We start from the raw sequence: 25,812 nt of genomic DNA on the forward strand, positions 1-25,812 counted from the left end.
CGTTCTGCCCGGCCCCTTCCGGCATCCGATCCCCGGCATCACCGTGCTCTCACTGCGCTTCATCGGCCGTTGGGCGGCTCTCCTCGGCGCCTCCGCCCTCCTGGCCTACGGCCTCGACCGCGCGCATTTCCCGGCGGCCCTCCTGCTCGGGCCGATGGTGGCGGCCATCGCCTTCGGGGTCGGGGGCGCCAACCTGTCGGTGCCGAAATTCGGCTTCCAGGCCGCGCAGGCGATGATCGGCTGCCTCGTGGCCCACACCGTGACCGGCGAGATCGTCGGCACCGTGGTCGACGACGGCGCGCTGATCCTGGCCGTGGTGCTCGTCACCGTCCTGGTCGGCGGCGCCGTGGGCTGGGCCCTGACCCGCCTGCGCATCCTGCCGGGCTCCACCGCCGCCTGGGGCTCGTCGCCCGGCGGGGCGGCCGCCATGGTGGCGATGTCGGAGGAATACGGCGCCGATCCGCGCCTCGTCGCCTTCATGCAATACGTGCGGGTGGTGGCGGTGGTGCTCTCGGCCTCCATCATGGCCCGGCTGCTCACCGACGTCTCCAACGTGGTGCCGCCCCCCGATCCGATGCGGGTGGCGCCCCTGGCGCTCCTGGCGACCCTCGCGGTCGCCGCCTGCGGCGCCGGGCTGGCCAGGCTCCTGCGCCTGCCGGCCTTCGCGCTGACCGGGCCGATGCTGCTCGGGGCGGCGCTGCACGCCTCCGGCCTGGTCTCGATGGCGCTGCCGATGCCGGTCCTCGACCTCGCCTACGCCACCATCGGCTGGTATGTCGGCCTGCGCTTCCGCCGCGAGACCCTGCGCGAGACGCTCAGCGCCATGCCGGGCATCGTGATCGCGACCCTCGGGGTCATCGCCCTCTGCGGCGGCTGGGCCTACGGGCTGACCTTCCTGCTGCCCATCGACTTCCTCACCGCCTATCTCGCCACCAGCCCGGGCGGGCTCGATTCGGTGGCGATCATCGCGGTCGGGTCCAAGGTCGACGTCTCCTTCGTCCTGGCGGTGCAGACCCTGCGCCTGTTCGTGGTGCTGGTCACCGGCCCGATCGTGGCGAAGTGGATCGCCCGCGGCGCTCCGGCGGCGCCCTGAGATGCACGCCCTCTACCTCGCCTTCCTGAATTCCTGGCGCGGCCTCGTGCACGGCGCCCGGACGGAGCGCGCGGTGCGCCTCGAACTCGCGCTCCTGGTCCTCGGCCTGCCCCTGGCGCTCATGCTGGGCTCCGGCCTCTGGGTCCGGGTGGCCCTGGTGGCGACCCTGCTGCTGATGCTCGCGGCCGAATTCCTGAACACGGCGGTGGAGAAGCTCTGCGACCACCTCCATCCGGGCCATCACCCGAAGATCGGCATCGTCAAGGACCTCGCATCGGCCGGCACCTTCTCGGCGCAGGGCATCGCGGCCCTGGTCTGGATCGCGGCGCTGATCGAGCGGCTGTCGGATCAGCCCTGACCGGTTCTGCGAACGCGCTCCGCAGAACAGAAAAAGACCTGCGCAGACGAAATCGAAGAGTCGCACGGTGACGCTTCGGGATGCCGTGCCCTGGACAGGGACGACGCGGTCCTCCAACCCTGCGGGCCCGGTCGATCCCCGCTGGAACGACCTGAGTCAATCGAGGTGCGTTCATGGCGGTCGCCACAATCCTGAGACGAACATTGTTCGGCCTCGGTGGTCTACTTCTTCTCATGCCTCCCGCGGGCGCAGCCGACTTGCCGAAGATCGCCGTGATCGCGACCGGCGGCACCATCGCGATGAAGCTCGACCCCACCACCCATGCGCCGGTGCCGGCCCTCTCGGGCGAGGATCTCGTCGCGGCGGTGCCGAAGCTCAAGGACCTCGCCACGATCGCCGTGACGGAGTTCAGCAACGTCCCCAGCGACTACATGGGACCGGACCGCTGGCCCGGCCTGTCGCGCAAGGTCGACGAGATCCTGGCCGATCCCGCGATCCGCGGCGCCATCGTCCTGCACGGCACCGATACCCTCGACCAGACCGCCTACTTCCTCGACCTCACCGTCAACAGCGACAAGCCGATCGTGCTGGTCGGCGCGCAGCGCAACGCCTCCGACTGGGATTCGGACGGGTCCCGCAATCTCCTCAACGCGGCCCGGCAGATCCTCGCCGACGGGTCGACCGGCATGGGCGTCACGGTGACGCTCAACCACCACATCAACGCCGCCCGCGAGGTGCGCAAGACGCATACGAGCAACGTCGAGACCTTCAATTCCGGCGATGCCGGCTTCCTCGGCTACGTCGACGAGGATCGGGTGGTGTTCAGCCGCAAGTCCCTGCGCCGGCAGACGCTGCCCCTGCCCGACCGGATGCCCCGGGTCGATCTGGTGGCGATGTATGCGGGTGCCGACGGCAGCCAGGTCCGCCACGCGGCCGAGACCGGCGCCGAAGCCATCGTGGTCGAGGCCTATGGCTGGGGCAACATGAACGCCGAGATGCACGACGCGATCGCGGAGGTCATCGGCAAGGGCGTGCCGGTCGTCGTGGCCACCAAGGTCTATAACGGCCGCGCCCTGCCCGTGTACGGCTTCAAGGGCGGCGGCAACACGCTGCTGAAGGCCGGCGCCGTCTTCGCCGACGACCTGACGCCGGACAAGGCGCGCATCCTGACCCTGATCGCGCTCCCGAAGACCAAGGACCGCGCGGCGCTGCAGGCGCTGTTCGACAGGTAGCGGCCCCACACCCGCGACGGACGGCACCCGCAACGGACGGCGCCCACGCCGCCGTCGCGGGACGGGACCGGGCCGGCGGCCCGCGACAGCGCCTCGCTCGCTTCTCGCGCGCCAAGCGCCTATGTGCGGAGCGAATTCCACCGCGCCGCACCACCGCCGGAGCCCGTGTCTCCTTGACCGACTACATCCGCAAGATCCTCACCGCCCGCGTCTACGACGTCGCCATCGAGAGCCCGCTCGACCCAATGCCGCGCATGTCGGCGCGCCTCGCCCGCCCGGTGCTGCTCAAGCGCGAGGACCTGCAGCCGGTCTTCTCGTTCAAGCTGCGCGGCGCCTACAACAAGATGTCGGGCCTCGCCCCGGAGCTGCTGGCCAAGGGCGTCGTCTGCGCCTCGGCCGGCAACCACGCGCAGGGGGTGGCGCTCGCCGCCGCCCGCCTCAACGTGCGCGCGGTGATCGTGATGCCGCGCACCACCCCGGCGATCAAGGTCGATGCCTGCCGGGCCCGGGGCGCCGAGGTCATCCTGTTCGGCGATGCCTTCGACGAGGCCCTGGGCCATGCCCGGGAACTCGAGGCGCGCGACGGCCTGACCTTCCTGCATCCCTTTGACGATCCGGACGTGATCGCGGGCCAGGGCACCATCGGGATGGAGATCCTGACCCAGCATTCCGGGCCGATCGAGGCGATCTTCGTGCCCATCGGCGGCGGCGGGCTCGCGGCCGGCATCGCCACCTTCGTCAAGTATCTCCGGCCCGAGACCAAGGTCATCGGCGTCGAGCCCGACGACGCCGCCTGCATGGCCGCCGCGCTCGCCGCCGGCGAACGCGTGGTGCTGCCGACCGTGGGTCTCTTCGCCGACGGCGTCGCGGTGCGGGAGGCCGGCGCCGAGACCTTTCGGCTCTGCCGCGAATTCCTCGACGAGGTCATCACCGTCGACACCGACGCCATGTGCGCGGCGGTCAAGGACATCTTCGACGACACCCGCGCCATCTCGGAGCCCTCCGGCGCCCTGGCGCTCGCCGGCGCCAAGGCCTACGCGGCCCGGCAGGAGGACGGCACCGGGACGCTGGTGGCGATCTCCAGCGGGGCGAACCTCAACTTCGACCGCTTGCGCCACATCGCCGAGCGCGCCGAGATCGGCGAGCAGCGCGAGGTCCTGCTCGGCGTCACCATCCCGGAGCGGCCGGGCGCCTACCGCGCCTTCATCCAGACCCTCGGGCCCCGGGCGATCACCGAGTTCAACTACCGCCACGCGGCGGCGGCCGATGCGCAGATCTTCGTGGGCATCAACCTCGCGGGCGGCCTGCGCGAGAAGCACGCCCTGCTCGATTCGCTGCGGGCGGCCGGCTACCGCGCCGTCGACATGAGCGACAACGAGATGGCCAAGGTCCATATCCGCTACATGGTCGGCGGACGCGCCACCGGCCTCGCCGACGAGCGCCTCTACCGATTCCAGTTCCCGGAGCGGCCGGGCGCGCTGATGAAGTTCCTCGACGCGCTGGGGGACGGGTTCGACATCACCCTGTTCCACTACCGCAACCATGGGGCCGATTACGGCCGGGTGCTGGCCGGCATCGACGTGCCGCCGGCCGAGCGCGCCCGCTTCGACGCGGCCATCGCGGCGCTGGACTATCCCTGCTTCGACGAGACCGACAATCCCGCCTACCGGATGTTCCTCGACGATGGCCGCGGCCCGGCCGAGGCGGCGGCCTGATCCCGGACAGTCGAACCGAGACATCGCGGCCCGGGATCGGGCGCGCTCCGCGACGATCGACGCCCGTGGTATTTTGAATGCTTGCGCGATTTTGAAATCGCGAAAGTTTTGATTGAGGTTTTCTGCATAGGACGGACGCCCGAACTTCTCACCGGTCGTCCCGAATGCCGCGTCTCACCAGCCTCAACTTCCGCTTGCCGGCGATCACCGTCGGGCTGGCCCTCGTCAGCGCCAGCGTCATGGGGGGACTGAGCTGGTACAGCGCCCGGTCGGGCCTCGTCGACGCCGCCCAGGAGCGCCTGCAATTCGCCGCCTCGGCCCGCAAGGCCGGGATCGAGCTGGTGGCCGAGCGGGTCGGCGGCGACCTCGTTACGGTGGCAGGCAACCCGCAGGTCGGCGGCAATTTCGGCGACCTCGTCGAAGCCCTCGATCCCGCCAAGTCCGACTTCGCCGGCCTTATCCGGACCTACACGGAGGGGGCCAGCCGCGAGGCGCGCCTCGGCGCCGAGGCGGCGGGCACGATGTACGGCCGCCGCCACGCCAAGGTGCAGGAGGTCGCCCGCAAGCTCCTGGAGCGGCCCGGCTACGCCGACCTCGTCTTCGTCTCCGAGGACGGCCGCATCGTCTACACCACCACCAAGGGCGGCGATTTCGGCCGCTCGCTGGCCGAGCCTGAGCTCGCCGGGACGGGGCTCGCCCGCCTGGTCGCGCGCCTGAAGGGCGCCGAGGCCGACGCGACGCTCTACGAGGACTACGCCGCCTACCCGGCCGAGGCGGTTCCCTCCGCCTTCATCGGCCGGTCCATCGCCCGGCGCGCCAACGTCGCCATGGGCACCGGCCAGGAGGCCTCGCGCATCGGCTTCGTGCTGATTCGCCTGACGCCCGCCCTGTTCGACCGGACCCTGTCGGATCGCGGCGGCCTCGGCGAGACCGGCCAGGTCATGGCCGTCGGCGCGGACGGCACCCTGCGCAGCAACCCGCCCCTGTCCCGCTCCGTCGCCGCCGGCAAGCCCGCCACGGCGCTGGGCCTCGACAAGGCCGACCTCGCGGGCGAGCGCCCCTTCACCTACACGGACGGCAGCGGCCAGCGGATGGTGGCGACCGCCCGGGTCTCGGTGCTCGGCGCGCCCTGGACGATCCTCGCCGAGCAGGCCGAGGACGAGACCCTGGCGGCGGTCGGCACGCTGACGAAGGCCCTGGCGGCGACCGCCCTCGCGGTCCTCGCCGTGACGACGCTCCTCGGCCTCCTGTTCGCCCGCACCATCGTGGGTCCCCTCGGCGCCCTCACCCGCGCCCTCCAGGCCCTCGCCCGGCGCGAGACCCTGGCCGAGGTGCCGGGCAGCCGCCGCGCCGACGAGATCGGCGACATCGCCCGGGCCGTCGTCACCATCCGGGACATCTCCCTGGAGGAGGCCGCCCAGCAGCTGAAGACCACCGAGGCCGCCCGCCTGCGCGAGGAGACCGAGCGCCGCGCCCTGCTGCGCGACCTCGCCGACCGCTTCGAGCGCTCCGTCGGCGGCATCGTCGGCACCGTCTCGCAGGCCTCCACCGACCTGCAGGGCGCCGCCACCGGCATGACCGACGCGGTGGCCGGCACGGCCCGCCGCTCCAGCTCCGCCGCGGCCACCGCGCAGGAGACCGCCGGCAACGTCAACGCGGTGGCGGTGGCGGCCGAGGAACTCGGCGCCACGGTGGGCGAGATCGGCCGGCAGGTCGAGCAGGCCGCCACCATGTCCTCCCAGGCCGTCGAGGAGGCGGGGCGCACCGCCGCCACCATGCAGGTCCTGTCCGAGGCCGCGACCCGGATCGGCGACGTCGTCGGCCTCGTCTCGCAGATCGCCAGCCAGACCAACCTTCTCGCGCTCAACGCCACCATCGAGGCGGCCCGCGCGGGCGAAGCCGGACGCGGCTTCGCGGTCGTCGCCGCCGAGGTGAAAAACCTCGCCGAGCAGACCAGCCGCGCCACCACCGAGATCGCCGGGCAGGTGGACGCCATCCGCTCCGCCACCACCGGCGCCACCGGCGCCATCCGCAGCATCGTGACGCGGATCGAGGGCATGAGCGTCGTCACCGGCAGCATCGCCGCCGCGGTGGAGGAGCAGGGCGTGACGACTCAGGAGATCGTGCGCAACATGGGCCAGGCCTCCTCCGGCACCGGCGCCATGAGCCAGGACATCGAGGCCGTGGCCCGCTCGGCGGCGGAGGCCGGCGCCACTGCCGACCGGGTCCAGCGCGCATCGGCGGACCTCTCCCGCCAGTCCGAGCAGCTGCGCACGGAAGTCGCGGGCTTCCTCGCCACCGTCCGGGCGGCCTGAGCGGGCCGGCAGGGCCATCGCCGCATGGGCCGGCGGCGTCCGCCGGTCTTGACCCCCCGGCGGGCTCGGGCCCAATGCCCCGGCTCAACCGGGACGCCCTGCCGATGCCGCCGCTCCTCGCCCTGCCCTTCCCCGCCATCGATCCGGTGGCGGTGGCGATCGGGCCGATCACCATCAAGTGGTACGCGCTCGCCTACATCGTCGGCCTGCTCGGCGGCTGGTACTATGCCCGCCGCCTGGTGGCGGCGGACCGCCACTGGGGGGTGGTGCGCCGCCCGAGCCTGAACGACATCGACGACCTCATCGTCTGGGTGGCGCTCGGCGTCGTCCTCGGCGGCCGCATCGGCTACGTGCTGTTCTACAACCTGCCGCTCTACCTCGCCGACCCCATCGAGATCCTGGCCATCCGCAACGGCGGCATGTCCTTCCATGGCGGCTTCCTCGGCGCCGTGCTGGCGATGGTGCTGTTCGCCCGCGCCCGCAAGCTCCAGGCCCTCACCCTCCTCGACCTCGCCGCCGTGGTGGTGCCGATCGGGCTGTTCTTCGGGCGCATCGCCAATTTCGTGAATGGCGAGCTCTGGGGCCGGATCGCCCCGGACTTCCGCTACGCCATCGTCTTCCCCACCGGCGGCCCCCTGCCCCGCCACCCGAGCCAGCTCTACGAGGCCGCCACCGAGGGCGCGCTCCTGTTCGTCGTGATGCTGGTGGCGGTGCGCGCCTACGGTTTCCGCAAGCCCGGCCTGATGGGCGGCCTCTTCGTCCTCGGCTACGCGATCGCGCGGACGTTCTGCGAGTTCTTCCGCGAGCCGGACCGCCAGCTCGGCTACCTGTTCGGCACCGAGAGCTGGTCCACCGGCGGCATCACCATGGGCATGGTGCTGTGCGTGCCGATGGCGCTGGTCGGCCTGACAGCCATCGCGCTCGCCCTGCGGGGCGCCACCCGTCCCCGCGTGGCGGCGGAGGACGTCGCCGTGCGACCCGCGAAGGTCGACGCGGCGTGACGAGCCCGCTCTTCGCCGAGATCCGCGACGAGATCCTGGCCTCGGGGCCGATCGGCCTCGACCGCTACATGGGCCTCTGCCTGGGCCACCCCGTGCACGGCTATTACCGCACCTGCGATCCCCTCGGGGCGAAGGGCGACTTCGTCACCGCCCCCGAGATCAGCCAGATGTTCGGCGAGCTGATCGGGGTCTGGATCGCTGCGAGCTGGGCCGCCATGGGCGCGCCGGCCGCGCTCGCCCTGGTGGAACTCGGACCCGGCCGCGGCACCCTGATGCAGGACGCCCTGCGGGCCCTGGCGCGCGCCGCGCCGGGCCTGCGCCCGGCCCTGCACCTCGTGGAGACGAGCCCGGTGCTCCGGGCCGAGCAGGAATCCCGCCTTTCGGGCGCCGCCCCGACCTGGCACGACACCATCGACACCCTGCCGCACGGCCCGACCCTGGTCGTCGCCAACGAGTTCTTCGACGCCCTGCCCGTGCGCCAGTTCCAGCGCGCCGAGCGCGGCTGGTTCGAGCGCCTCGTCGGCCTCTCGGCGGATGGCGGCGCCCTCGCCTTCGGCCTCGCGGCCGAGCCCGACACCCGCATCGCCGCCAGCGGCCCGAACGGCGTCCTGATGACCCTGCCGGGCGCGGCCCTCGACGCCGTGCGCGGCCTCGCCCGCCGCGTCGTCGCCGACCGGGGCGCGGTGCTGGCCATCGATTACGGCCATGTCCGGCCGGGCTTCGGCGATTCGCTCCAGGCTTTGCGCGGCCACGCCTTCGTCCCGCCGCTCGCCGCCCCCGGCGAGGCCGACCTCACCACCCACGTGGATTTCACCGCCCTCGGCCGCGCCGCCGCCGGCGAAGGCGCGATCCTGCACGGCCCCGTCGACCAGCGCGAATTCCTCCTCGCCCTCGGTCTGCGCGAGCGGGCCGGGCGGTTGGGGCGGGACGCGTCACCGGCGCAGCGCGACGCGATCACGGCGGCGGCGACCCGCCTGACCGACCCGTCCCGGCGCGGCATGGGCAGCCTGTTCAAGGCGATGGCGTTCTCGGACGCGACGCTGACGGCGCTGCCGGGGCTCCCGCCGGCGGGGCGTTGAAGCCCAGACGTGTCAGACGGGCTCCGGTCGATGGCTCCGGTCCGCCTGCGCGCGCCGGTCTCCCACTCCTGGAAGGAGAGGGTTGGGGAGAGGTGTGGTCCATCTCCGGAAAGGTCACGCACCTCACCCTGTCCCTCTCCTTCCAGGAGAGGGGACCCGCGCCGGAACCCGAACGCTTCGGCCAGAGGCTATATCAGGGGTATCGCCGGGCCAGCCACAGCGTCCCGAGGCCCAGCGCCAGGGCGCCGATTGGGTAGAGAAGCCGAGTGAGGATCTGGGTGTCCATGGCCGAACCCTCGATGGCGGGACTCCCGATGCCGGTAAACCCGCGTCGCGTGTGTGAGGGGCAGGATGCACGTACAGGCCGTGTGCATCAATCGCAAAACTTGACTTGCCCCCGCCGTCGGACTAACCGCCTCCCTATTCATTCGACGGTCTGATCGTCATCACGAACGCCGACCGGCCCTGCGAGGCCGGAGGTCAACGCCCGACAGCGCGATGCGCCCTCGGGCGGGTTTCGCGTTGGGGACAGGGCGTCGGCCCCGGTCCACCCGTCGTCGTCGAGTCCCGATGCCCAACGCTGCCGCGAACACGATCCTGCGCATCGAGGATGCGGTGAACGACACCTGTCCCTGGTCGGGCAAGCCGATCGCGGCCGACTCGCTGACCCTCTACAACGGCGCGGTGGTGGGCTTCTGCAACCCGGAATGCCGGGACAAGTTCGCTAAGGCGATCCGCGGCTTCGAGGACGCGCTCCAGGCGCGCCGGGCCGAGAGCGCGGGCGTCAACCAGTGACCGGCCCGATGACGATGCCGGTCCAGGGAGCCTGACGCATGTTCGAAGGCCTGTCCGATCGCCTCTCCGGGATTCTCTCCGGCCTCACGCGCCGCGGCGCGCTGACCGAGGCCGACGTCACCGCCGCCCTGCGCGAGGTCCGGCGCGCCCTGCTGGAGGCCGACGTCGCCCTCGAGGTGGTGCGCGGCTTCACCGAGAAAGTGCGCGAGAAGGCGGTCGGCGCCGTCGTCCTGAAGTCGGTCACCCCCGGCCAGATGGTCGTCAAGATCGTCAACGACGAACTCGTGGCGATGCTCGGCTCGGAAGCCGGCATCATCGACCTGAACGCCCCCGCCCCCGTCGCCATCCTGATGGTCGGCCTGCAGGGCTCGGGCAAGACCACCACCACCGCCAAGATCGCGCGCCGGCTGGTGGCCCGCGACAAGCGCCGGGTGCTGCTGGCCTCCCTCGACACCCGCCGCCCGGCGGCGATGGAGCAGCTCGCGATCCTGGCCAAGCAGGTCGAGGTCGAGAGCCTGCCGATCGTGGCCGGTCAGTCGGCGGTGCAGATCGCCCGCCGCGCCATGGACGCGGCCCGCCTCGGCGGCTTCGACGTGGTCATGCTCGATACCGCCGGCCGCATCACCCTCGACGAGGCGCTGATGGCGGAGGCGGCCGAGGTCAAGTCCGCCACCAACCCGCACGAGGTGCTCCTCGTCGCCGACGCCCTGACCGGCCAGGACGCGGTGAATACCGCCCGCGCCTTCGACGAGCGCCTGGGCGTCACCGGCATCGTGCTGACCCGCATGGACGGCGATTCCCGCGGCGGCGCGGCTCTGTCGATGCGGGCCGTCACCGGCAAGCCGATCAAGCTCGTCGGCACCGGCGAGAAAGTCGATGCCCTGGAGGAGTTCCACCCCTCCCGCGTCGCCAACCGCATCCTCGGCATGGGCGACATCGTCAGCCTGGTCGAGAAGGCGGCCGAGACCATCGACCACGAGCAGGCGCTCCGCACCGCGGAGAAGATGCGCAAGGGCAAGTTCGACCTCGACGACCTGTCGATGCAGCTTGCCCAGATGGAGAAGATGGGCGGCATCGGCGGCCTGATGGGCATGCTCCCGGGCATGGGCCAGATGAAGAAGCAGGTCGAGAACGCCAATCTCGACGAGAACATGTTCAAGCGCCAGCGGGCCATCATCTCGTCGATGACCGCGCAGGAGCGCAAGAATCCCGACATCCTCAAGAATTCCCGCAAGAAGCGCATCGCGGCGGGCTCGGGGACGAAGGTGGAGGAGCTCAACAAGCTCCTCAAGATGCACCGGACCATGGCCGACATGATGAAGGCGATGGGCTCGGGCAAGCGCGGCATCGGCCAGGCCCTCGGATCGATGTTCGGCATGGGTGGCGGCGGCGGAATGGGCGGCATGCCCGGCCTGCCCCCCGGCATGGCGGAGCCGACGCCGGAAATGATCGCCGACATGCAGAAGCAGCTCGGCGGCAAGCTCCCCCCGATGCCCCCGGGCCTCGGGGGCAAGATGCCGGGCCTGCCCGGGCTCGGGGGTCCCAAGGGCCCCGGCGGCCTGCCGGGTCTCGGCGGATTTCCCTTCGGGAAGAAGAAGTAGCGACGGGGGGCGTAGCGCATAGCGAGTCGGGTTTGCCCCCACGGACTCGCCATTCGCTACGCGCTTCTCGCCCTCACACCACACACCGACCTTTGGAGTAGACCATGTCCCTCAAGATCCGCCTCACCCGTGGCGGCGCCAAGAAGCGCCCGTACTACCGCATCGTCGTCGCCGACGCCCGCGCCCCCCGCGACGGCCGCTTCATCGACAAGGTCGGCGTCTACGACCCGATGAAGGCCAAGGACGATCCGGCCCGCATCGTGCTCGAGGCCGACAAGATCCAGGCCTGGCTCGCCAAGGGCGCCCAGCCCACCGACCGCGTCCTGCGCTTCCTCGACGCCGCCGGCCTCGCCAAGCGCCCCGCGCGCAACAACCCGCAGAAGGCCGAGCCGGGCGAGAAGGCCAAGGAGCGCGCCGCCAAGCGCGCCGAGAAGGCCGCCGCCCCGGCCGAAGACGCCGCGGCCTGAGGCTGAGAGCCCGCGCATGGCCCGCCGTCCCGGAGGCAATTCACCCCACGGTGACGGCGGCCGCCGTGCGCGGCCCGGCCGCATCGGCAACGACGCGGCCACCTCGGCCCACCGGCCGCGGCCCGACGCCGACGCGCCCCTGCCGCCCACCGACCCGAGCCTCGTCCAGATGGGCGAGTTCGGGCGGGCGCACGGGCTCAACGGCGAGGTCCGGCTGAAATCCTACACCGGCGACCCGCAGGCGATCGCCGCCTACGGGCCGCTGATCGGCGCCGACGGCCGCCGCATCGAGTTCACCGACGTCCGCCAGGCCGGCGGCGCCTCCCCCGACCTCCTGGTCGTGCGCGTGAAGGGCGTCACCGACCGCACCGGCGCGGAGGGCCTGAACCGCCTCGCCCTGTTCCTGCCGCGCGAGCGCCTCGGCACCGTGTCGGACGCGGACGAATTCTTCACGGCCGACCTCGTCGGCCTCTCGGTGGTGGACACCGCCGGCACGGTCATCGGCACCGTCCAGGACGTGCCGAATTACGGCGGCGGCGATCTCCTGGAGATCAAGCCGGCGCTGGGCGGCGCCACCGCGCTCCTGCCCTTCACCAAGGCCTTCGTGCCCGAGCTCGACATCGCCGGCGGCCGCGTCGTGGTCGATCCGCCGGAGGACCTGTTCGCGCCGGCCCAGCCCCGCCCGCCGGACGAGCCGGCCTGAGCGGCGCGGAGACCGCTCAGGACAGGGCCGGCTCCCGCGCCGGGGCGTAGTCCCACGCCGGGGACCCGGCCGGCACCGCCGCGCGCGACGGCCGCGGCGCAGCGCAGGTCCGGTTCCGGCCGCGCGTCTTGGCGCTGTAGAGGGCGCCGTCGGCGGCCCGGTAGAGATCCGCGGCCGCCCCCGGCCCGTCGCCGCCCCCGGCCCTGCCGGCGAGGCCGATGCTCACCGTCAGCGCACCGGCGGGAATGCCGGCCGCCGGCAGGGCGAGCCGCGCGACCTCGACATGGACCCGGTCCGCCACCCGATGGGCGCTTGCCAGGTCGGTGGCCGCGAGCAGCATCACGAATTCCTCGCCGCCGATCCGGCAGACGAGGTCGCCCGGGCTCCGCGCGCTCGCCTGGAGGCAACGCGCCAGGCCCTTCAGGACCTCGTCGCCGACGGCGTGACCGTGGCGGTCGTTGACCGCCTTGAAGTGGTCCGCGTCGACCACGAGCAGCGACACGGGCGCGTCGCGGGCCGGGCCGGACCCTTCGAGCTCCGCCAGGGCGTCCTCGAAGCGGCGCCGGTTCGGCAGCCCGGTCAGCGCGTCGGTGAGCGACAGGCGCGCCAGTTCCACCTGCATCCGGGCCCGGTTCCGCAATTCCCGCCCGAACAGCAGCGAGAGGCCGGCGCAGAGCCCGCACAGGATCAGCACGACGCTGCCGAGCACCAGGGCCTTGGCGCGCCACTCACCCTCGATCTCGTCCGGCGCCAGGGTGACGTCCAGGATCAGGGGCAGGTCGCCGATCCGCGTGAAGGTGTGGTGCCGGCTCTCTTTCACGCGCACCGAATCGGCGACAAAGGCGCCCCTGCCCTCCCGCACGAAGCGCTGGAAGGTCGGCGCCGCCGCGACGCTGCCGCCGACCGCGCCCGCGAAGTCGGGGTGGCGCATGATGCGCCGGCCGTCCGTCAGGTAGAGGTTGATCGCGCCCTTGGTGCCGAGGCCGATATTGGCGAAGAGCCGGCTGAAATAGGAGAGCTTCAGGGAGGCGTGGACCACGCCGCCGAAGCTGCCGTCCGGCTTGTTGATCCGGCGGCTGAGCACGATTACCGGCACCCCGCGCAGCCGCGAGACGATGGGCTCGCTGATGAAGAGCCCGACATCGGGCCGGTCGCGATGGACCTGGAAGTAACTCCGGTCGGAATTGTCGAGGGGCCGGGGCGGGACCGCGCCGGCATCGAAGACGGTGCGGCCATGCTCGTCGACGACGAGCATCACCCCGATGTGCCGCGCGGTCGCGGCCCGGTCGAACAGGATGAGCTGGCGGTGCTCCGGGCTCGTCTCGGAAAGGCCCGGCACCGCGAGGTTGTCGACCACCCCGCGCAGGGACAGGTCGATGATCTCGACGTTGATGGCGATGTCGCGCTCGATCACCTGGACCAGGTTGCGCGAGGTCTGGATCGCCCGCTCCCAGGCATCGTCCCGCAGGTCGAGCAGCATCAGCCCGGAGACCACGAGCAGGCCGAGGGGCGCCAGCACGCCCAGCGCAATCCCGAACCGGGCGGAAGACGGCCGGCGCCGGCCATCGGCCCGGCATGGAAGTGTCGCCAGCCTCCGCATCGCCGCCCCGCGCACCCTCCCGTCACTGCCCTGGGGAAGCTCCTAACCCGCCAATTCTTAACGCTGAGGTTGCACCGGCCGGCGCGGCGGCAGGGCCCGGGACGCGGACCACCGCTTTTTCGGGCTCAACGCGCGGTCGGTTCAACGCGGGGTCGGTTTAGCGTGGGGTCGGTCTAACGCGGAGTCTTGCCGCTCCCCGTCGCACCGCGCCGGGTGGTCTCGTCCCGGCAGGGGCGGATCGCGCCCGGGGCCGGCCGCTCGGCCGCCGCAGGTGCCTCGAACAACGCGAGGTAGCCGACGCCGCCCTCGAGCACCGAGAACCCGGTCTGGCGATAGCCGGCCGCGGTGAGCTCGCAGGCCAGCAGCGCCGGCGGCGTGCCGTGCCGCGAGGGCACGTCGTCGGCATCGACGATCCCGATCCTGCCGCCCGGCTTCATCATCGGCGCCAGGTTGTGCAGCAGCCCGAAGGGCTGGGCGATCTCGTGGTACATGTGGACCAGCACGGCCGCGTCGAGGGAGGCCGCCGGCAGGCGCGGGTCGTGCGGCTCGCCGCGCACCACCGTGACGTTGGTGAGCGCACTCTTGGCGATCCGCGTCTCCAGCCCCGCCAGGTAGCGGGGCGTCACGTCCTCGGCATAGACGTGGCCCTGTGGGCCGACGCGCTCGGCCATCCGCACCGTGTAGTAGCCGCTGCCCGCGCCGATATCGGCGACGGTCTGGCCGGCCGCGATCCCCATCAGCCGCATCACCTGGCCGACCTCGTCGACCGAATCGCGCTGCGCCTCTGAGGCCCAGAGCGGCGCGACGATCTCGGCCACCGGCCGGTCGGGCTTCGGAAAGGCCGAGGCGGGCGCGCCCGCCGGGGCCAGGGGCTCGGCCGCCCGCAGGGGCTTCGCCAGGGCGAACCCGGCCAGCGCGAGGGCCAGGGTGAGGGTCCGGGCGATCGGGACGACGGCGCGGGAGCGGAGCGGGCGGGAAGCGACCATGGCAGGACAACCCGCCGCCGCCGCTTCGGTGCCGGGAAGGACCGACGCAGGGCACATCGACCCAGGCCCGATCGACCGAGCCCCCGCCGCCCGTTGACCCGAAGGACGTGCAGGCGCCATCAAGCGCCATGACCGTCTGCCCCTGGAACGCCACGATCCTCACCCTCTACCCGGAGATGTTTCCGGGGCCGCTCGGAATGTCCCTGTCCGGGGACGCGCTGGCGCGGGGCACCTGGAGCCTGGAGGCCCGCGACATCCGCGAGCACGGCCTCGGGCGGCACCGGGCGGTGGACGACACCCCCGCCGGGGGCGGCGCCGGCATGGTCCTGCGCTGCGACGTCCTCGCCGCCGCCATCGACGCCGCCGCCGCGCCGGAGGATTCCCGGCCCCGGCTCCTGATGAGCCCGCGCGGGCGGCCCCTGAGCCAGGCCCGCGTCCGGGCCCTCAGCGAGGGACCCGGCGTGCTCATCGTCTGCGGCCGCTTCGAGGGCGTGGACGAGCGGGTCATCGCGGGGCGCGGCCTGGAGGAGGTCTCGATCGGCGACTACATCCTGTCCGGCGGCGAGATCGCCGCCCTGGTGGTGCTCGATGCCTGCGTGCGCCTGCTGCCCGGCGTGATGGGCAAGGTCGTCTCCGGCGAGGAGGAGAGCTTCGAGACGGGCCATCTCGAATACCCGCACTACACCCGCCCGCGGGACTGGGAGGGCCGGCCGATCCCCGACGTGCTCACCGGCGGCAACCACGGCGCCATCGCCCGCTGGCGCCGGGAGGAGGCCCTGCGCCTCACCCGCGAGCGCCGGCCCGACCTGCTGCGGCCGCGCGAGGGCTGACGGGTCGCAGGCGGGCCGGATTGCGGCCTCCCCCCGCGAGGGGTCATCGTCGGCGCGGGGAAACGCGAAGCGCCGAGAGACCGTCCGACACGTTGTCGTCCGACGAGATGCCGCCCGAGGAGAGGCCATGCCGAACGAATCCGTCACGATCCGCACGCGGGACGGGGATTGCCCGGCCGAGGTCCTGGTTCCGCCCGGCGCGGGACCCTGGCCGGCGGTGATCCTCTACATGGATGCCGGCGGCATCCGGCCGGGCATGCGGGAGATGGCCCGGCACCTGTCCGAGGCCGGCTACGCCGTGCTGCTGCCGGACCTGTTCTACCGCTACGGCCCCTACGGGCCCTTCGTGCCGAGGGAGGTGTTCGCGGGCGATTTCCGCGCCGTCCTGGGTCCGCTGATGGCCACCACCAGCCCCGTCAAGGCGGCGGAGGATACGGGCGCCTTCCTGGCCTATCTCGACACGCGCGACGACGTGGCGGGCCGCCGGATCGGCGCGGTGGGCTTCTGCATGGGCGGCGGCATGGCGCTGGCCGCGGCGGGCACCGAACCCGACCGGTTCGCCGCCGTGGCGAGCTTCCACGGCGGCAACCTCGCCACCGACGCGCCGACGAGCCCGCATCGGTCCGTGCCGAAGCTGCGGGCGGAGGTCTACATCGCGGCGGCCGAGAACGACGGCAGCTACCCGCCCGCGATGGCCGAGCGCCTGGAGGATGCGCTGAGGCAGGCCGGCGTGCGGTATGCGGCCGAGACCTACCCGGCCGCCCATGGCTGGATGATGCCGGACTTCCCCGTCCACGATCCGCAGGCCGCCGAGCGCGGATGGGCCGCGATGCGCGCCCTGTTCCGCCGGACCCTGCACGCCGATCCGTGAGACTGCCCTTCCGGCCGCGCGGGAGCCTTCGCCCCGCGCGGCCGCCCCGGGATCTTACGCGGCCAGTTCGCGCATGACCCGGATCAGGTCGGACTTGCCCTCGAAGCCGATGCCGGGCAGCTCGGGCATCACGATGTGGCCGTTCTCGACCCGGACCCCGTCGGGGAAGCCGCCATAGGGCTGGAACAGGTCGGGGTAGCTCTCGTTGCCGCCGAGACCGAGGCCCGCCGCGATGTTCAGCGACATCTGGTGCCCGCCATGCGGGATGCAGCGGCGGGGCGACCAGCCGAACTGCTCCAGCACGTCGAGGGTGCGCAGGTACTCCACCAGGCCGTAGGACAGGGCGCAGTCGAACTGTAGGAAGTCGCGGTCGGGCCGCATGCCGCCGTAGCGCAGCAGGTTGCGCGCGTCCTGGTGCGAGAACAGGTTCTCGCCGGTGGCCATCGGGCCCGAATAGAACTCCGACATCGCCGCCTGCAGGGCGTAGTCGAGGGGATCGCCGATCTCCTCGTACCAGAACAGCGGGTACTGGCGCAGCATCTTGGCGTAGGCGATGGCGGTCTCGAGGTCGAAGCGCCCGTTCACGTCGACGGCGAGCTGCGCGGCCGGGCCGATCTCGGCGAGCACGGCCTCGATCCGGCGCTGGTCCTCCGCGATCGGGACGCCGCCGATCTTCATCTTGACCACGGTGTAGCCCCGGTCGAGGTAGCTGCGCATCTCGGCGCGCAGCTGGGTGTCGTCCTTGCCCGGATAGTAGTAGCCCCCGGCCGCGTAGACGAAGACGCGCGGGTCGGCCTCGATGCCCTTCTGCTCGGCCAGCATCCGGAACAGGGGCTTGCCGGCGATCTTCGCGGTGGCGTCCCAGATCGCCATGTCGAGGGTGCCCACCGCCACCGAGCGCTCGCCGTGGCCGCCGGGCTTCTCGTTGGTCATCATCGCCGCCCAGAGCTTGTGCGGGTCGAGGTTGTCGCCGGCCTCGTTGAGCACGCTGCCCGGCTCGGCCTCCAGCAGGCGATTGCGGAAGCGCTCGCGGATGAGGCCGCCCTGGCCGTAGCGGCCGTTGGAGTTGAAGCCGTAGCCCACCACCCGGCGGCCGTCGCGCTCGACATCGGTGACCACGGCCACCAGGCTGGCGGTCATCTTCGAGAAGTCGATATAGGCGTTGCGGATGGGCGAGGCGATCGGCTTGGTGACTTCGCAGACGTCGACGATGCGCATGGGAGTTCTCCGGAATTGGCGGGGGACGGGGTCCGGTCGCAGGACGGGTCCGACGACGGGGTGACGGGGCTAGGCGCGCGGCCCTACGTGGCGAGGGCGGCGGGCACCGGTGCCTGCGGGCCGGGCACGACGGCGCCGGCGGCCAGGGCGGCCCGGTCGCGGTAAGCGGCCTCCGCCCGGTCTCGGTCGAAGGCGCCCTCCCACTTGGCGATGGCGATGGTGGCCACGGCGTTGCCGATGAGGTTCGTCACCGCCCGCGCCTCGTTCATGAAGCGGTCGACGCCCAGCAGCAGCACGAGGCCGGCGACCGGCACGGTGTGGATGCTCGACAGGGTGGCAGCCAGGGTGACGAAGCCGGCGCCGGCCACCCCCGCGGAGCCCTTCGAGGTCAGGAGCAGCACGCCCAGCACGACGAGCTGGTCGGCGAGGCCGAGCGGCGTGTTGGTGGCCTGGGCGACGAAGATCGCCGCCATGGTCAGGTAGATGCAGGTGCCGTCCGCGTTGAAGGTGTAGCCCGTGGGCAGCACCAGGCCGACCACCGACTTCTCGCAGCCGAGGCGCTCCAGCTTGGCCATCATGCGCGGCATGACGGCCTCGGTGGAGCAGGTCCCGAAGGTGATCAGGATCTCGTCCTTGAAGTAGCCGAGGACCTTGACCAGCGAGAACCCGGTCCAGGCGCAGACGGAGCCGAGCACCAGCACCACGAACAGGATCGAGGTGACGTAGACCCCGAGCATCAGGTTGGCGAGCGACCAGACCGTGCCGAAGCCGTACTTGCCGATGGTGAAGGCCGCGCCCGCCCCGGCCCCGATTGGGGCCAGCCGCATCACCATGGCGACGATGCGGAAGAGCGCGTCGAGCAGGCTGTCGATGACGGCGACTACGGGCCGGCCGCGCTCCCCGGCCTGGACCAGGGCGAGGCCCAGCAGCAGCGAGATCAGGATGATCTGCAGCATGGCGCCCTTGGCGAAGGCGTCCACGATGGTGGTGGGGATGATGTCCATCAGGAAGCCGACGAGGCCCGGCTGGGCCTCCGCCCGCTTGGCGTAGGCCGCGATGGCGCTGCCGTCGATGTGGCTGGCATCGATGTTCATGCCGGCGCCCGGCTGCATCAGGTTGACCACCACGAGGCCGATGACGAGGGCCAGCGTCGAGACGATCTCGAAGTAGATCAGCGCCCGCACGCCGATGCGGCCGACCTCCTTCATGTTGCCCATCTTGGCGATGCCCACCACGATGGTGCCGAAGATCACCGGCGCGAGCAGCATCTTGATGAGCTTGATGAAGCCGTCCGCCAGGGGCTGGAGCGTCACGGCGACATCGGGCGCCAGCACGCCGACGAGAGCGCCCAGGACGATGGCGATGAAGACTTGGACGTAGAGCCGGCTGAGCCATGACGTCATGCCCGGTTTCCTCCTGTCTGCCGCGGATCGGGCAGCTTTGTCGGTGATCCCTCTGCGGGGCTTGGTACCCTCTCCGGAGCTTGGGGCCGTCTGCGGGGCTTGGTGCCGCCTGCGGGGCTTGGGGCCGTGCTACGCCTGGACACCCGCGACGGGCCAATGCCATGTTCGGTGCGCGCCATGCGCGAACGGCATCGGAGGCGGGAACGGAATTCGGGCGCGGGGATGGACCTGGACTGGCTGAAGGACTTCCTGGCGCTGTCCGAGCAGAAGACGTTCTCGCGCGCGGCCGAGGCGCGCTGCGTGACGCAGCCGGCCTTCAGCCGGCGCATCCGGGCGCTCGAGGACTGGGTCGGGACCCCCCTATTCGTGCGCGGCGCGCAAGGGGCGGCGCTGACGCCGGCGGGGGCGCATTTCCAGCCGGCCGCCCAGGACCTGCTGCGCGACCTCGAACGGGCCCGGCGCGCGACCCGGGAGGTGGGCAGCCAAGACACCGCGACGCTGTCGATCGCGGCGACCCACGCCCTGTCCTTCACCTTCTTCCCCGGCTGGGTCCGGCGGGTGATGCAGGCGCGCACGCTCGGCACCCTCAACCTGGTCTCGGACAGCATGGAGGCCTGCGAGCAGATCATGCTCTCGGGCGAGGTGCACTTCCTGCTCTGCCACTTCCACCCGGACGCGCCCACGCGCTTCGAGCCGGACCGGTTCGAGAGCCTGCGCGTGGGCGACGACCGCCTGGTCCCGCTCTGCGCGCCGGCCCCGGACGGACGGGGCCTGTGGTCGCTGCCCGGCTCGGCGGCCGATCCGATCCCCTACCTCGCCTACAGCCAGGCCTCGGGCCTCGGCCGCATCCTGGCGCAGCGCCAGGCGGGGGCGGCGTTCCACCCCGCGACGCGCTTCACCTCGCACCTGGCCGCCACCCTCACCACCATGGCGCGGGAAGGGCACGGCGTCGCCTGGCTGCCCCGGACGCTGGCGGCCGACGACCAGGCCCAGGGCCGCCTGGTGCGGGCCGGAGCCGAAGCCTTCGACGTGCCCATCGAGATCCGCCTCTTCCGGTCGCTGGCCTGCCGGAACCACGCCGCGGACCAGCTCTGGAGCTTCCTCAGCGAAGCCTGACCGGCATGCATGCCGTTCGATCCTGCCCGGACGGGCGCCCGCTTGCGTCGCGAACGGCGCGGGTCCATTGGCGTCTCCAGGTGACTCCTCCCCGACGAGGAGCTCTCATCTGGAAGGATGACGCACGTGACCAACCGACCCGCCACGCGCCCCCGCGTGCCGAATTTCTCGTCCGGCCCCTGCGCCAAGCGTCCCGGCTGGAGCCTCGAGGCGCTGGCCGGCGCGCCGCTCGGCCGCTCGCACCGCTCGGCCATCGGCAAGGCCAAGCTCGCGGAGGCGATCGACCTCACCCGCAGCGTGCTGCAGGTGCCGGTCGATTATCGCATCGGCATCGTGCCGGCCTCCGACACCGGTGCCGTCGAGATGGCGATGTGGTCGATGCTGGGGCCGAAGACCGTCGAGGTCGTGGCCTGGGAGGCCTTCGGCCTCGAATGGGTCACGGACGCCCTCAAGGAACTCAAGATCGCGCCCCGGGTGCATGTCGGCGCCTACGGCATCCTGCCCGACCTCTCGGCCGTCGACACCCAGCACAACGATGTGATCTTCACCTGGAACGGCACCGCCGCCGGCGTCCGCGTGCCGAATGGCGACTGGATCGCGGCCGACCGCGCGGGCATCACCATCTGCGACGCCACCTCGGCCGCCTTCGCGATGCCGCTGGACTGGGCCAAGCTCGATGTCGTCACCTTCTCCTGGCAGAAGGTCATGGGCGGCGAGGCCGCGCACGGCATGATCGTGCTCTCGCCCCGCGCCGTCGCCCGGATCGAGTCCAACGTCCCGGCCTGGCCCGTGCCGAAGGTCTTCCGCCTCGCCAAGGACGGCAAGCTGATCGAGGGCATCTTCAAGGGCGACACCATCAACACGCCCTCGATGCTGGCGGTCGAGGACTACCTCGACACCCTGAGATGGGCCGAGCGAATCGGCGGCCTCCCGGCGCTCCACGCCCGGGCCGACGCCAACGCCCGGATCATCCACGACTGGGTGGCCCGGACTCCCTGGATCGGACATCTCGCGGCCGATGCCGGCACCTACAGCAACACCGGCGTCTGCCTGGTCATCACCGACCCGGACGTGCTCGCCCACGGCGACGCCGCGGTCGGTGCGGTCGCCAAGGGCATCGCCGACACCCTGGACCGCGAGGGCATCGCCTACGACATCGGCGCCTACCGCGACGCCCCGGCCGGCCTGCGGATCTGGTGCGGCGGCACGGTCGAGTCCTCGGACCTCGAGGCCCTGACTCCGTGGCTCGACTGGGCCTTCGCCGCCGAGAAGGCGAAACTCGCCCGCGCGGCCTGAAAACCCGCGCGACCTCGACGAGACCCCCGTCGTATTCCACGCGCGAAAAACGCCGATGCGCGGCCCCGATCTCGGCCGGGACCGCGCGCCGGCCTCCCGCCCGCCAGCATTCGGACGCCCCTCATGAAGATCGACGGCAAGCCCTACCGCACCATCTTCCCCGCCGAGGACGGCGCCTCCGTGGCGGTGATCGACCAGACCCGCCTGCCCTTCGCCTTCGAGTTGAAGACACTCTCGACCCTGGACGACGCCGCCGTGGCGATCCGCACCATGGTGGTGCGCGGCGCCCCGCTCATCGGCGTCACCGCCGCCTACGGGCTCGCCCTCGGCCTGCGCGCCGATGCCTCCGAGGCCGGGCTCGACCAGGCCGTCGCGACGCTCGCCGCCACGCGGCCCACGGCGATCAACCTGCGCTGGGCCCTCGACCGAGTCGCCGCCAAGCTCCGCACGGTCCCGGAGGCCGAGCGGGCCGCCTTCGCCTACGCGGAGGCCGGCCGTATCGCCGAGGAGGACGTCGAGAGCTGCCACGCCATCGGCGTCCACGGCGCACGGATCCTCGGCGATCTGCATCGCCAAAAGGGCCGCACCATCAACGTTTTAACCCACTGTAACGCCGGCTGGCTCGCCACGGTCGACTGGGGAACGGCCCTGGCGCCGATCTACGTGGCGCACGATGCCGGCGTGCCGGTCCATGTCTTCGTGGACGAGACCCGCCCGCGCAACCAGGGCGCGGCCCTGACGGCCTTCGAGCTCAACGCCCACGGCGTCCCGCACACGGTCATCGCCGACAATGCCGGTGGGCACCTGATGCAGCACGGCGCCATCGACGTCTGCATCGTCGGCTCGGACCGGACCACGGCCTCGGGCGACGTCTGCAACAAGATCGGCACCTATCTCAAGGCCTTGGCCGCCAGCGACAACCGGGTGCCGTTCTACGCCGCCCTGCCCTTCTCGACGATCGACTGGACGCTGGACGACGGCGTGCGCGAGATCCCGATCGAGGAGCGCGACGGCCGGGAGGTCACGCACCTCACCGGACGCCTCGCGGATGGCGGCTTCGCCACCGTCGAGGTCGTCTCGCCGGGAAGCCCCGTGGCGAACCCGGCCTTCGACGTCACGCCGGCGCGCCTCGTCACCGGCATCATCACCGAGCGCGGCATTGCCTCGGCCGATGCCGAGGGGCTGCTGCGCCTCTACCCGGAGCGGCGCAAGGCCGCCTGACGCCTCAGGATTCGGGCTCCCACTGCCAGAACACCGAACCGGTGAAGGCGAAGACCTTCTCGCCGCGCTGGTTTAGGCCGGTATTCTGGTGCGTGGCGAGGCCCCAGCCGGGGCGGGACGCCGTCTCGCGCTTGTCGATCAGGGTGCAGCTGTAGCGTATGGTGTCGCCGGCATAGACCGGCGCGAGCCACCGCATGTCGCGAAAGCCCGGCGACGGACCGAGCTGCGGGACCGGTCCGGACTTGCCCGTATGGGCGACGTCGCGGCCGCGGGTGATGTGCAGCCGCTTCATCCAGGCGGCGGCCGTGTGCCAGCCCGAGGCGCAGAGCGCGCCGAAATGCGTGTGCCGGGCGGCCTCTGGATCGAGATGGAAGGCCTGCGGGTCGTAGGCCCGGGCGAAGGCCGTGACGGCCTCCGGCGTGAAGTGGTGGCCGCCGAGGTCCCGTACGCTGCCGATGGGGGCCGCTTCGAGGAAGTCGAGCCGTTCGGCGTCGTCGGCCTCCACGGGCGGTGCCGTGTCCGCCGGGGAGACGGTCCGCGGCGGCAGAGGGGTCGCGCCGCGCCGGGGAAACATTACGGTGAAGATCTGCGTCATGACGCGCTCGCCGTCACCGTTCAGGACGGTCATGGCGAAGCCGACGAAGCCGCGGTCCGGCTTGGTGTTCGAGGCCCGACAGGTGTCGACCCGAACCGAGATGCTGAGGCGGTCGCCCGGCAGCACCGGCCGGAGCCAGCGCAGCTCGTTGATCCCGGGCGAGCCCATCGAGGTGGCGCCGCGGAAGACGTGCTTCTGCAGCAGGCGCATCCCGAAGCCGGCGGTCTGCCATCCGGAGCCGATCAGCTGGCCGACGAAGGTCGCCTTGGCGGCCTCCGGGTCGAGGTGGAAGGGCTGTGGATCGAATTCCTGCGCAAAGGCGACGATCTCGGCCTGCGTCACCGTCACCGGACCACCCTCGATCACCGTCCCGGGCGTGAAGTCCTCGAACGCGATGCCGGTCATGCGGATTCTCTCAGGCTCTGGGGAGCAAATCGCCGATATGCATCCGGCGATGCGGGAGCGGTGCCGCTCCCACCCGCGTCGGATCAGTTGGCGAAGCGGAAGTGCAGCACGTCGCCGTCCTGCACCACGTACTCCTTGCCCTCCAGGCGGAATTTGCCGGCCTCCTTGGCGCCGGCCTCGCCCTTCAGGCTCGTGTAGTCGTGGAACGCGATGGTCTCGGCACGGATGAAGCCCTTCTCGAAATCCGTATGGATCACGCCGGCGGCGGCCGGGGCACGGGTACCCTTCTCGATGGTCCAGGCGCGCGCTTCCTTGGGGCCGACGGTGAAGTAGGTGATGAGGCCGAGGAGCTCGTAGCCGGCGCGGATGACGCGGTTGAGGCCGGGCTCGGCGAGGCCGACCGCCTCCAGGAAATCGCCCTGGTCGGCCAGCGGCATCACCGCGATCTCGCTCTCGATCTTGGCAGACACCACCACGGCCTTGGCCCCTTCCACCTTGGCACGGGCCATCACCGCCTCCGAATAGGTGTTGCCCTTGTCGGCGTCGCCCTCGTCGACGTTGCAGACGTAGAGGACGGGCTTCGCCGTCATCAGGCCGAGGCTCTGGAACAGGCGCTCCTCCTCGGGCTTGCGCTGCACGAGCCGCGCCGGCTTGCCTTCACGCAGCAGCGGCAGGGCGCGCTGGACGAGATCAAGGGTTTCCTTGGCTTCCTTGTCTGCGCCCTTGGCCTTCTTCTCCAGGGCGATGACGCGCTTCTCGAGGCTATCGAGGTCGGCCAGCATCAGCTCGGTCTCGATGGTCTCGATGTCGGCAGCCGGATCGACCTTGCCCTCGACATGGGTCACGTCACCGTCGGTGAAGCAGCGGACCACATGGGCGATGGCGTCCACCTCGCGGATGTTGGCGAGGAACTGGTTTCCCAGGCCCTCGCCCTTCGAGGCGCCGCGCACGAGGCCGGCGATGTCCACGAAGGTGAGCCGGGTCGGGATGATCTCCTTCGACGCGGCGATCTTCGCGAGATCGTCGAGGCGCGGATCCGGCACAGCGACCTCGCCGACATTGGGTTCGATGGTGCAGAACGGGTAGTTCGCCGCCTGCGCCGCAGCGGTCTGCGTCAGCGCGTTGAAGAGGGTCGACTTGCCAACGTTCGGCAGGCCGACGATGCCGCATTTGAAGCCCATGGGTCACCTGTCCGTTCGCGGGTCCGCTGAAAGCCTGCCCGCGTGAAATCCGATGTGGCCGCCGCGGTCAATCGCGCGCGTTGACCTGCTTGACGTCGTCCCAGCCGCGCCCCGCCATGGCGAGATGGAACTTGTTCTGGAAGCTCGCATCCTCGCCGGCCGCCAGCTGAGGCGCATGATCGGCGACGGCCCGGCAGAGGTCGTCGACCCAGGCCTCCTCGCCCTTGCCGAAGTCGTTCAGGACATAGGCGTGTACCAGGGCCTTGTCCCCCGGATGCCCGATGCCGAGGCGGACCCGGCGATAGTCGTTGCCGCATTGCGCTGTGATCGAACGCAGGCCGTTATGCCCAGCGTTGCCGCCCCCCGTCTTCACCCGCAGCTTGGCCGGGGCGAGGTCGAGTTCGTCGTGCAGCACGATGACGTCGGAGAGGGCGATCTTGTAGAAGCGCTGCGCTTCCTGCACCGCGCGCCCGGACTCATTCATAAATGTCTGCGGCTTCAGCAGGATCGCCCGCTCGGGGCCGAGGGCCACCTCGGCGATCTCACCCTGGAACTTGCGGCGCCATGGTCCGGCGCGGTGCACGCGCGCAATCTCATCCACGGCGAGAAAGCCGATGTTATGGCGATTTTTGGCGTAGCGGGCACCAGGATTGCCGAGGCCGACGATCAGGCGCATGGCGCGAATCGATCCAGACAGGTTTGCGGAGGAAGCCACGAAGCGCGGCCCCGGA

Annotated in this window: 22 protein-coding genes and 1 pseudogene; 16 read left to right on the top strand and 7 right to left on the bottom strand. The window is 71.6% G+C overall.

Features of this window, described 5'->3' with window-relative positions:
* The first annotated feature begins 43 nt into the window (after positions 1-43).
* From ACXJY8_RS13665 to rimM, 11 genes and pseudogenes are all read left to right on the top strand, one after another.
* Positions 44-1,093, top strand: coding sequence for an AbrB family transcriptional regulator (locus ACXJY8_RS13665; RefSeq protein ID WP_463769739.1), 1,050 nt, complete (start codon positions 44-46; stop codon positions 1,091-1,093).
* A gap of 1 nt (position 1,094) precedes the next feature.
* Positions 1,095-1,451 (top strand): diacylglycerol kinase, encoded by a 357-nt coding sequence (locus tag ACXJY8_RS13670; RefSeq protein WP_463769741.1) that lies wholly within the window; start codon positions 1,095-1,097, stop codon positions 1,449-1,451.
* Between the two features lie 233 nt (positions 1,452-1,684).
* On the top strand, positions 1,685-2,683 hold the full coding sequence (locus ACXJY8_RS13675; protein ID WP_463769743.1) for an asparaginase: 999 nt from the start codon (positions 1,685-1,687) through the stop codon (positions 2,681-2,683).
* Between the two features lie 104 nt (positions 2,684-2,787).
* Positions 2,788-4,398 (top strand): annotated as a pseudogene (gene ilvA, locus ACXJY8_RS13680) (threonine ammonia-lyase, biosynthetic); the annotation flags it as partial.
* Positions 4,399-4,562: 164 nt separating this feature from the next.
* The gene (locus ACXJY8_RS13685; protein WP_463769745.1) at positions 4,563-6,713 is read left to right on the top strand and encodes a methyl-accepting chemotaxis protein; all 2,151 of its coding nucleotides are present in this window, start codon (positions 4,563-4,565) and stop codon (positions 6,711-6,713) included.
* Between the two features lie 104 nt (positions 6,714-6,817).
* A complete protein-coding gene (gene lgt, locus ACXJY8_RS13690; protein WP_463780610.1) occupies positions 6,818-7,714 on the top strand; it encodes a prolipoprotein diacylglyceryl transferase in 897 nt (298 codons plus the stop codon).
* The gene (locus tag ACXJY8_RS13695; RefSeq protein WP_463769747.1) at positions 7,711-8,793 is read left to right on the top strand and encodes a class I SAM-dependent methyltransferase; all 1,083 of its coding nucleotides are present in this window, start codon (positions 7,711-7,713) and stop codon (positions 8,791-8,793) included. The genes lgt and ACXJY8_RS13695 overlap by 4 nt, the downstream gene beginning before the upstream one ends.
* A 570-nt stretch (positions 8,794-9,363) precedes the next feature.
* Entirely contained in the window at positions 9,364-9,588 is a 225-nt protein-coding gene (locus ACXJY8_RS13700; RefSeq protein ID WP_463769749.1) for a glutathione S-transferase, read from the top strand.
* Positions 9,589-9,626: 38 nt separating this feature from the next.
* The gene (gene ffh, locus ACXJY8_RS13705) at positions 9,627-11,189 is read left to right on the top strand and encodes a signal recognition particle protein (RefSeq protein ID WP_463769751.1); all 1,563 of its coding nucleotides are present in this window, start codon (positions 9,627-9,629) and stop codon (positions 11,187-11,189) included.
* A 104-nt stretch (positions 11,190-11,293) separates the two neighbouring features.
* Entirely contained in the window at positions 11,294-11,656 is a 363-nt protein-coding gene (gene rpsP / locus ACXJY8_RS13710; protein ID WP_055957770.1) for a 30S ribosomal protein S16, read from the top strand.
* A gap of 16 nt (positions 11,657-11,672) precedes the next feature.
* A complete protein-coding gene (rimM, locus tag ACXJY8_RS13715; protein WP_463769753.1) occupies positions 11,673-12,359 on the top strand; it encodes a ribosome maturation factor RimM in 687 nt (228 codons plus the stop codon).
* 16 nt (positions 12,360-12,375) lie between these two features.
* Here rimM and ACXJY8_RS13720 read toward each other — a convergent pair whose 3' ends face one another.
* Both ACXJY8_RS13720 and ACXJY8_RS13725 read right to left on the bottom strand, forming a co-directional pair.
* Positions 12,376-13,959 carry a sensor domain-containing diguanylate cyclase gene (locus tag ACXJY8_RS13720; RefSeq protein WP_463769755.1) on the bottom strand — a complete coding sequence of 528 codons (1,584 nt, stop codon included), beginning with the start codon at positions 13,957-13,959 and terminating at the stop codon, positions 12,376-12,378.
* 173 nt (positions 13,960-14,132) lie between these two features.
* Positions 14,133-14,945, bottom strand: a complete 813-nt coding sequence (locus ACXJY8_RS13725) for a class I SAM-dependent methyltransferase (RefSeq protein ID WP_463769757.1) — start codon at positions 14,943-14,945, stop codon at positions 14,133-14,135.
* 128 nt (positions 14,946-15,073) lie between these two features.
* On the opposite strand from ACXJY8_RS13725, the gene trmD reads away from it, so the two are divergent.
* The gene (gene trmD / locus ACXJY8_RS13730) at positions 15,074-15,775 is read left to right on the top strand and encodes a tRNA (guanosine(37)-N1)-methyltransferase TrmD (RefSeq protein ID WP_463780612.1); all 702 of its coding nucleotides are present in this window, start codon (positions 15,074-15,076) and stop codon (positions 15,773-15,775) included.
* A 127-nt stretch (positions 15,776-15,902) separates the two neighbouring features.
* Positions 15,903-16,646, top strand: a complete 744-nt coding sequence (locus ACXJY8_RS13735; protein WP_463769759.1) for a dienelactone hydrolase family protein — start codon at positions 15,903-15,905, stop codon at positions 16,644-16,646.
* Between the two features lie 54 nt (positions 16,647-16,700).
* Here the strand turns inward: ACXJY8_RS13735 and ACXJY8_RS13740 are convergent, their stop codons facing one another.
* Positions 16,701-17,864, bottom strand: coding sequence for a mandelate racemase/muconate lactonizing enzyme family protein (locus ACXJY8_RS13740; protein ID WP_463769761.1), 1,164 nt, complete (start codon positions 17,862-17,864; stop codon positions 16,701-16,703).
* Between the two features lie 83 nt (positions 17,865-17,947).
* The gene (gene dctA, locus ACXJY8_RS13745; protein WP_463769763.1) at positions 17,948-19,267 is read right to left on the bottom strand and encodes a C4-dicarboxylate transporter DctA; all 1,320 of its coding nucleotides are present in this window, start codon (positions 19,265-19,267) and stop codon (positions 17,948-17,950) included.
* A 222-nt stretch (positions 19,268-19,489) separates the two neighbouring features.
* On the opposite strand from dctA, the gene ACXJY8_RS13750 reads away from it, so the two are divergent.
* From ACXJY8_RS13750 to mtnA, 3 genes are all read left to right on the top strand, one after another.
* Positions 19,490-20,383 (top strand): LysR family transcriptional regulator, encoded by an 894-nt coding sequence (locus ACXJY8_RS13750; protein ID WP_463769765.1) that lies wholly within the window; start codon positions 19,490-19,492, stop codon positions 20,381-20,383.
* Between the two features lie 117 nt (positions 20,384-20,500).
* Complete coding sequence (locus ACXJY8_RS13755) at positions 20,501-21,679, top strand: phosphoserine transaminase (protein WP_463769767.1); 1,179 nt, start codon at positions 20,501-20,503, stop codon at positions 21,677-21,679.
* A gap of 123 nt (positions 21,680-21,802) precedes the next feature.
* Positions 21,803-22,900, top strand: coding sequence for an S-methyl-5-thioribose-1-phosphate isomerase (mtnA, locus tag ACXJY8_RS13760; RefSeq protein WP_463769769.1), 1,098 nt, complete (start codon positions 21,803-21,805; stop codon positions 22,898-22,900).
* A 4-nt stretch (positions 22,901-22,904) separates the two neighbouring features.
* Here the strand turns inward: mtnA and ACXJY8_RS13765 are convergent, their stop codons facing one another.
* From ACXJY8_RS13765 to pth, 3 genes are all read right to left on the bottom strand, one after another.
* Positions 22,905-23,900 (bottom strand): MaoC family dehydratase, encoded by a 996-nt coding sequence (locus ACXJY8_RS13765; RefSeq protein WP_463769771.1) that lies wholly within the window; start codon positions 23,898-23,900, stop codon positions 22,905-22,907.
* Positions 23,901-23,983: 83 nt separating this feature from the next.
* Entirely contained in the window at positions 23,984-25,081 is a 1,098-nt protein-coding gene (gene ychF, locus ACXJY8_RS13770) for a redox-regulated ATPase YchF (RefSeq protein ID WP_463769773.1), read from the bottom strand.
* Positions 25,082-25,148: 67 nt separating this feature from the next.
* A complete protein-coding gene (gene pth, locus ACXJY8_RS13775) occupies positions 25,149-25,757 on the bottom strand; it encodes an aminoacyl-tRNA hydrolase (RefSeq protein ID WP_463769775.1) in 609 nt (202 codons plus the stop codon).
* Positions 25,758-25,812 lie beyond the last annotated feature (55 nt).

Source organism: Methylobacterium sp. TK31 (assembly GCF_055361545.1).

Coding starts and splice junctions, on each gene's coding strand:
- ACXJY8_RS13670 (WP_463769741.1), top strand. CDS start 1,095: ATGCACGCCCTCTACCTCGCCTTCCTGAATTCCTGGCGCGGCCTCGTG.
- ACXJY8_RS13755 (WP_463769767.1), top strand. CDS start 20,501: ATGACGCACGTGACCAACCGACCCGCCACGCGCCCCCGCGTGCCGAAT.
- ACXJY8_RS13750 (WP_463769765.1), top strand. CDS start 19,490: ATGGACCTGGACTGGCTGAAGGACTTCCTGGCGCTGTCCGAGCAGAAG.
- ACXJY8_RS13735 (WP_463769759.1), top strand. CDS start 15,903: ATGCCGAACGAATCCGTCACGATCCGCACGCGGGACGGGGATTGCCCG.
- ACXJY8_RS13685 (WP_463769745.1), top strand. CDS start 4,563: ATGCCGCGTCTCACCAGCCTCAACTTCCGCTTGCCGGCGATCACCGTC.
- rimM (WP_463769753.1), top strand. CDS start 11,673: ATGGCCCGCCGTCCCGGAGGCAATTCACCCCACGGTGACGGCGGCCGC.
- rpsP (WP_055957770.1), top strand. CDS start 11,294: ATGTCCCTCAAGATCCGCCTCACCCGTGGCGGCGCCAAGAAGCGCCCG.
- pth (WP_463769775.1), bottom strand. CDS start 25,757: ATGCGCCTGATCGTCGGCCTCGGCAATCCTGGTGCCCGCTACGCCAAA.
- ACXJY8_RS13740 (WP_463769761.1), bottom strand. CDS start 17,864: ATGCGCATCGTCGACGTCTGCGAAGTCACCAAGCCGATCGCCTCGCCC.
- ACXJY8_RS13725 (WP_463769757.1), bottom strand. CDS start 14,945: ATGGTCGCTTCCCGCCCGCTCCGCTCCCGCGCCGTCGTCCCGATCGCC.
- ACXJY8_RS13720 (WP_463769755.1), bottom strand. CDS start 13,959: ATGCGGAGGCTGGCGACACTTCCATGCCGGGCCGATGGCCGGCGCCGG.
- trmD (WP_463780612.1), top strand. CDS start 15,074: ATGACCGTCTGCCCCTGGAACGCCACGATCCTCACCCTCTACCCGGAG.
- ACXJY8_RS13765 (WP_463769771.1), bottom strand. CDS start 23,900: ATGACCGGCATCGCGTTCGAGGACTTCACGCCCGGGACGGTGATCGAG.
- ACXJY8_RS13675 (WP_463769743.1), top strand. CDS start 1,685: ATGCCTCCCGCGGGCGCAGCCGACTTGCCGAAGATCGCCGTGATCGCG.
- ychF (WP_463769773.1), bottom strand. CDS start 25,081: ATGGGCTTCAAATGCGGCATCGTCGGCCTGCCGAACGTTGGCAAGTCG.
- mtnA (WP_463769769.1), top strand. CDS start 21,803: ATGAAGATCGACGGCAAGCCCTACCGCACCATCTTCCCCGCCGAGGAC.
- ffh (WP_463769751.1), top strand. CDS start 9,627: ATGTTCGAAGGCCTGTCCGATCGCCTCTCCGGGATTCTCTCCGGCCTC.
- ACXJY8_RS13700 (WP_463769749.1), top strand. CDS start 9,364: ATGCCCAACGCTGCCGCGAACACGATCCTGCGCATCGAGGATGCGGTG.
- dctA (WP_463769763.1), bottom strand. CDS start 19,267: ATGACGTCATGGCTCAGCCGGCTCTACGTCCAAGTCTTCATCGCCATC.
- lgt (WP_463780610.1), top strand. CDS start 6,818: ATGCCGCCGCTCCTCGCCCTGCCCTTCCCCGCCATCGATCCGGTGGCG.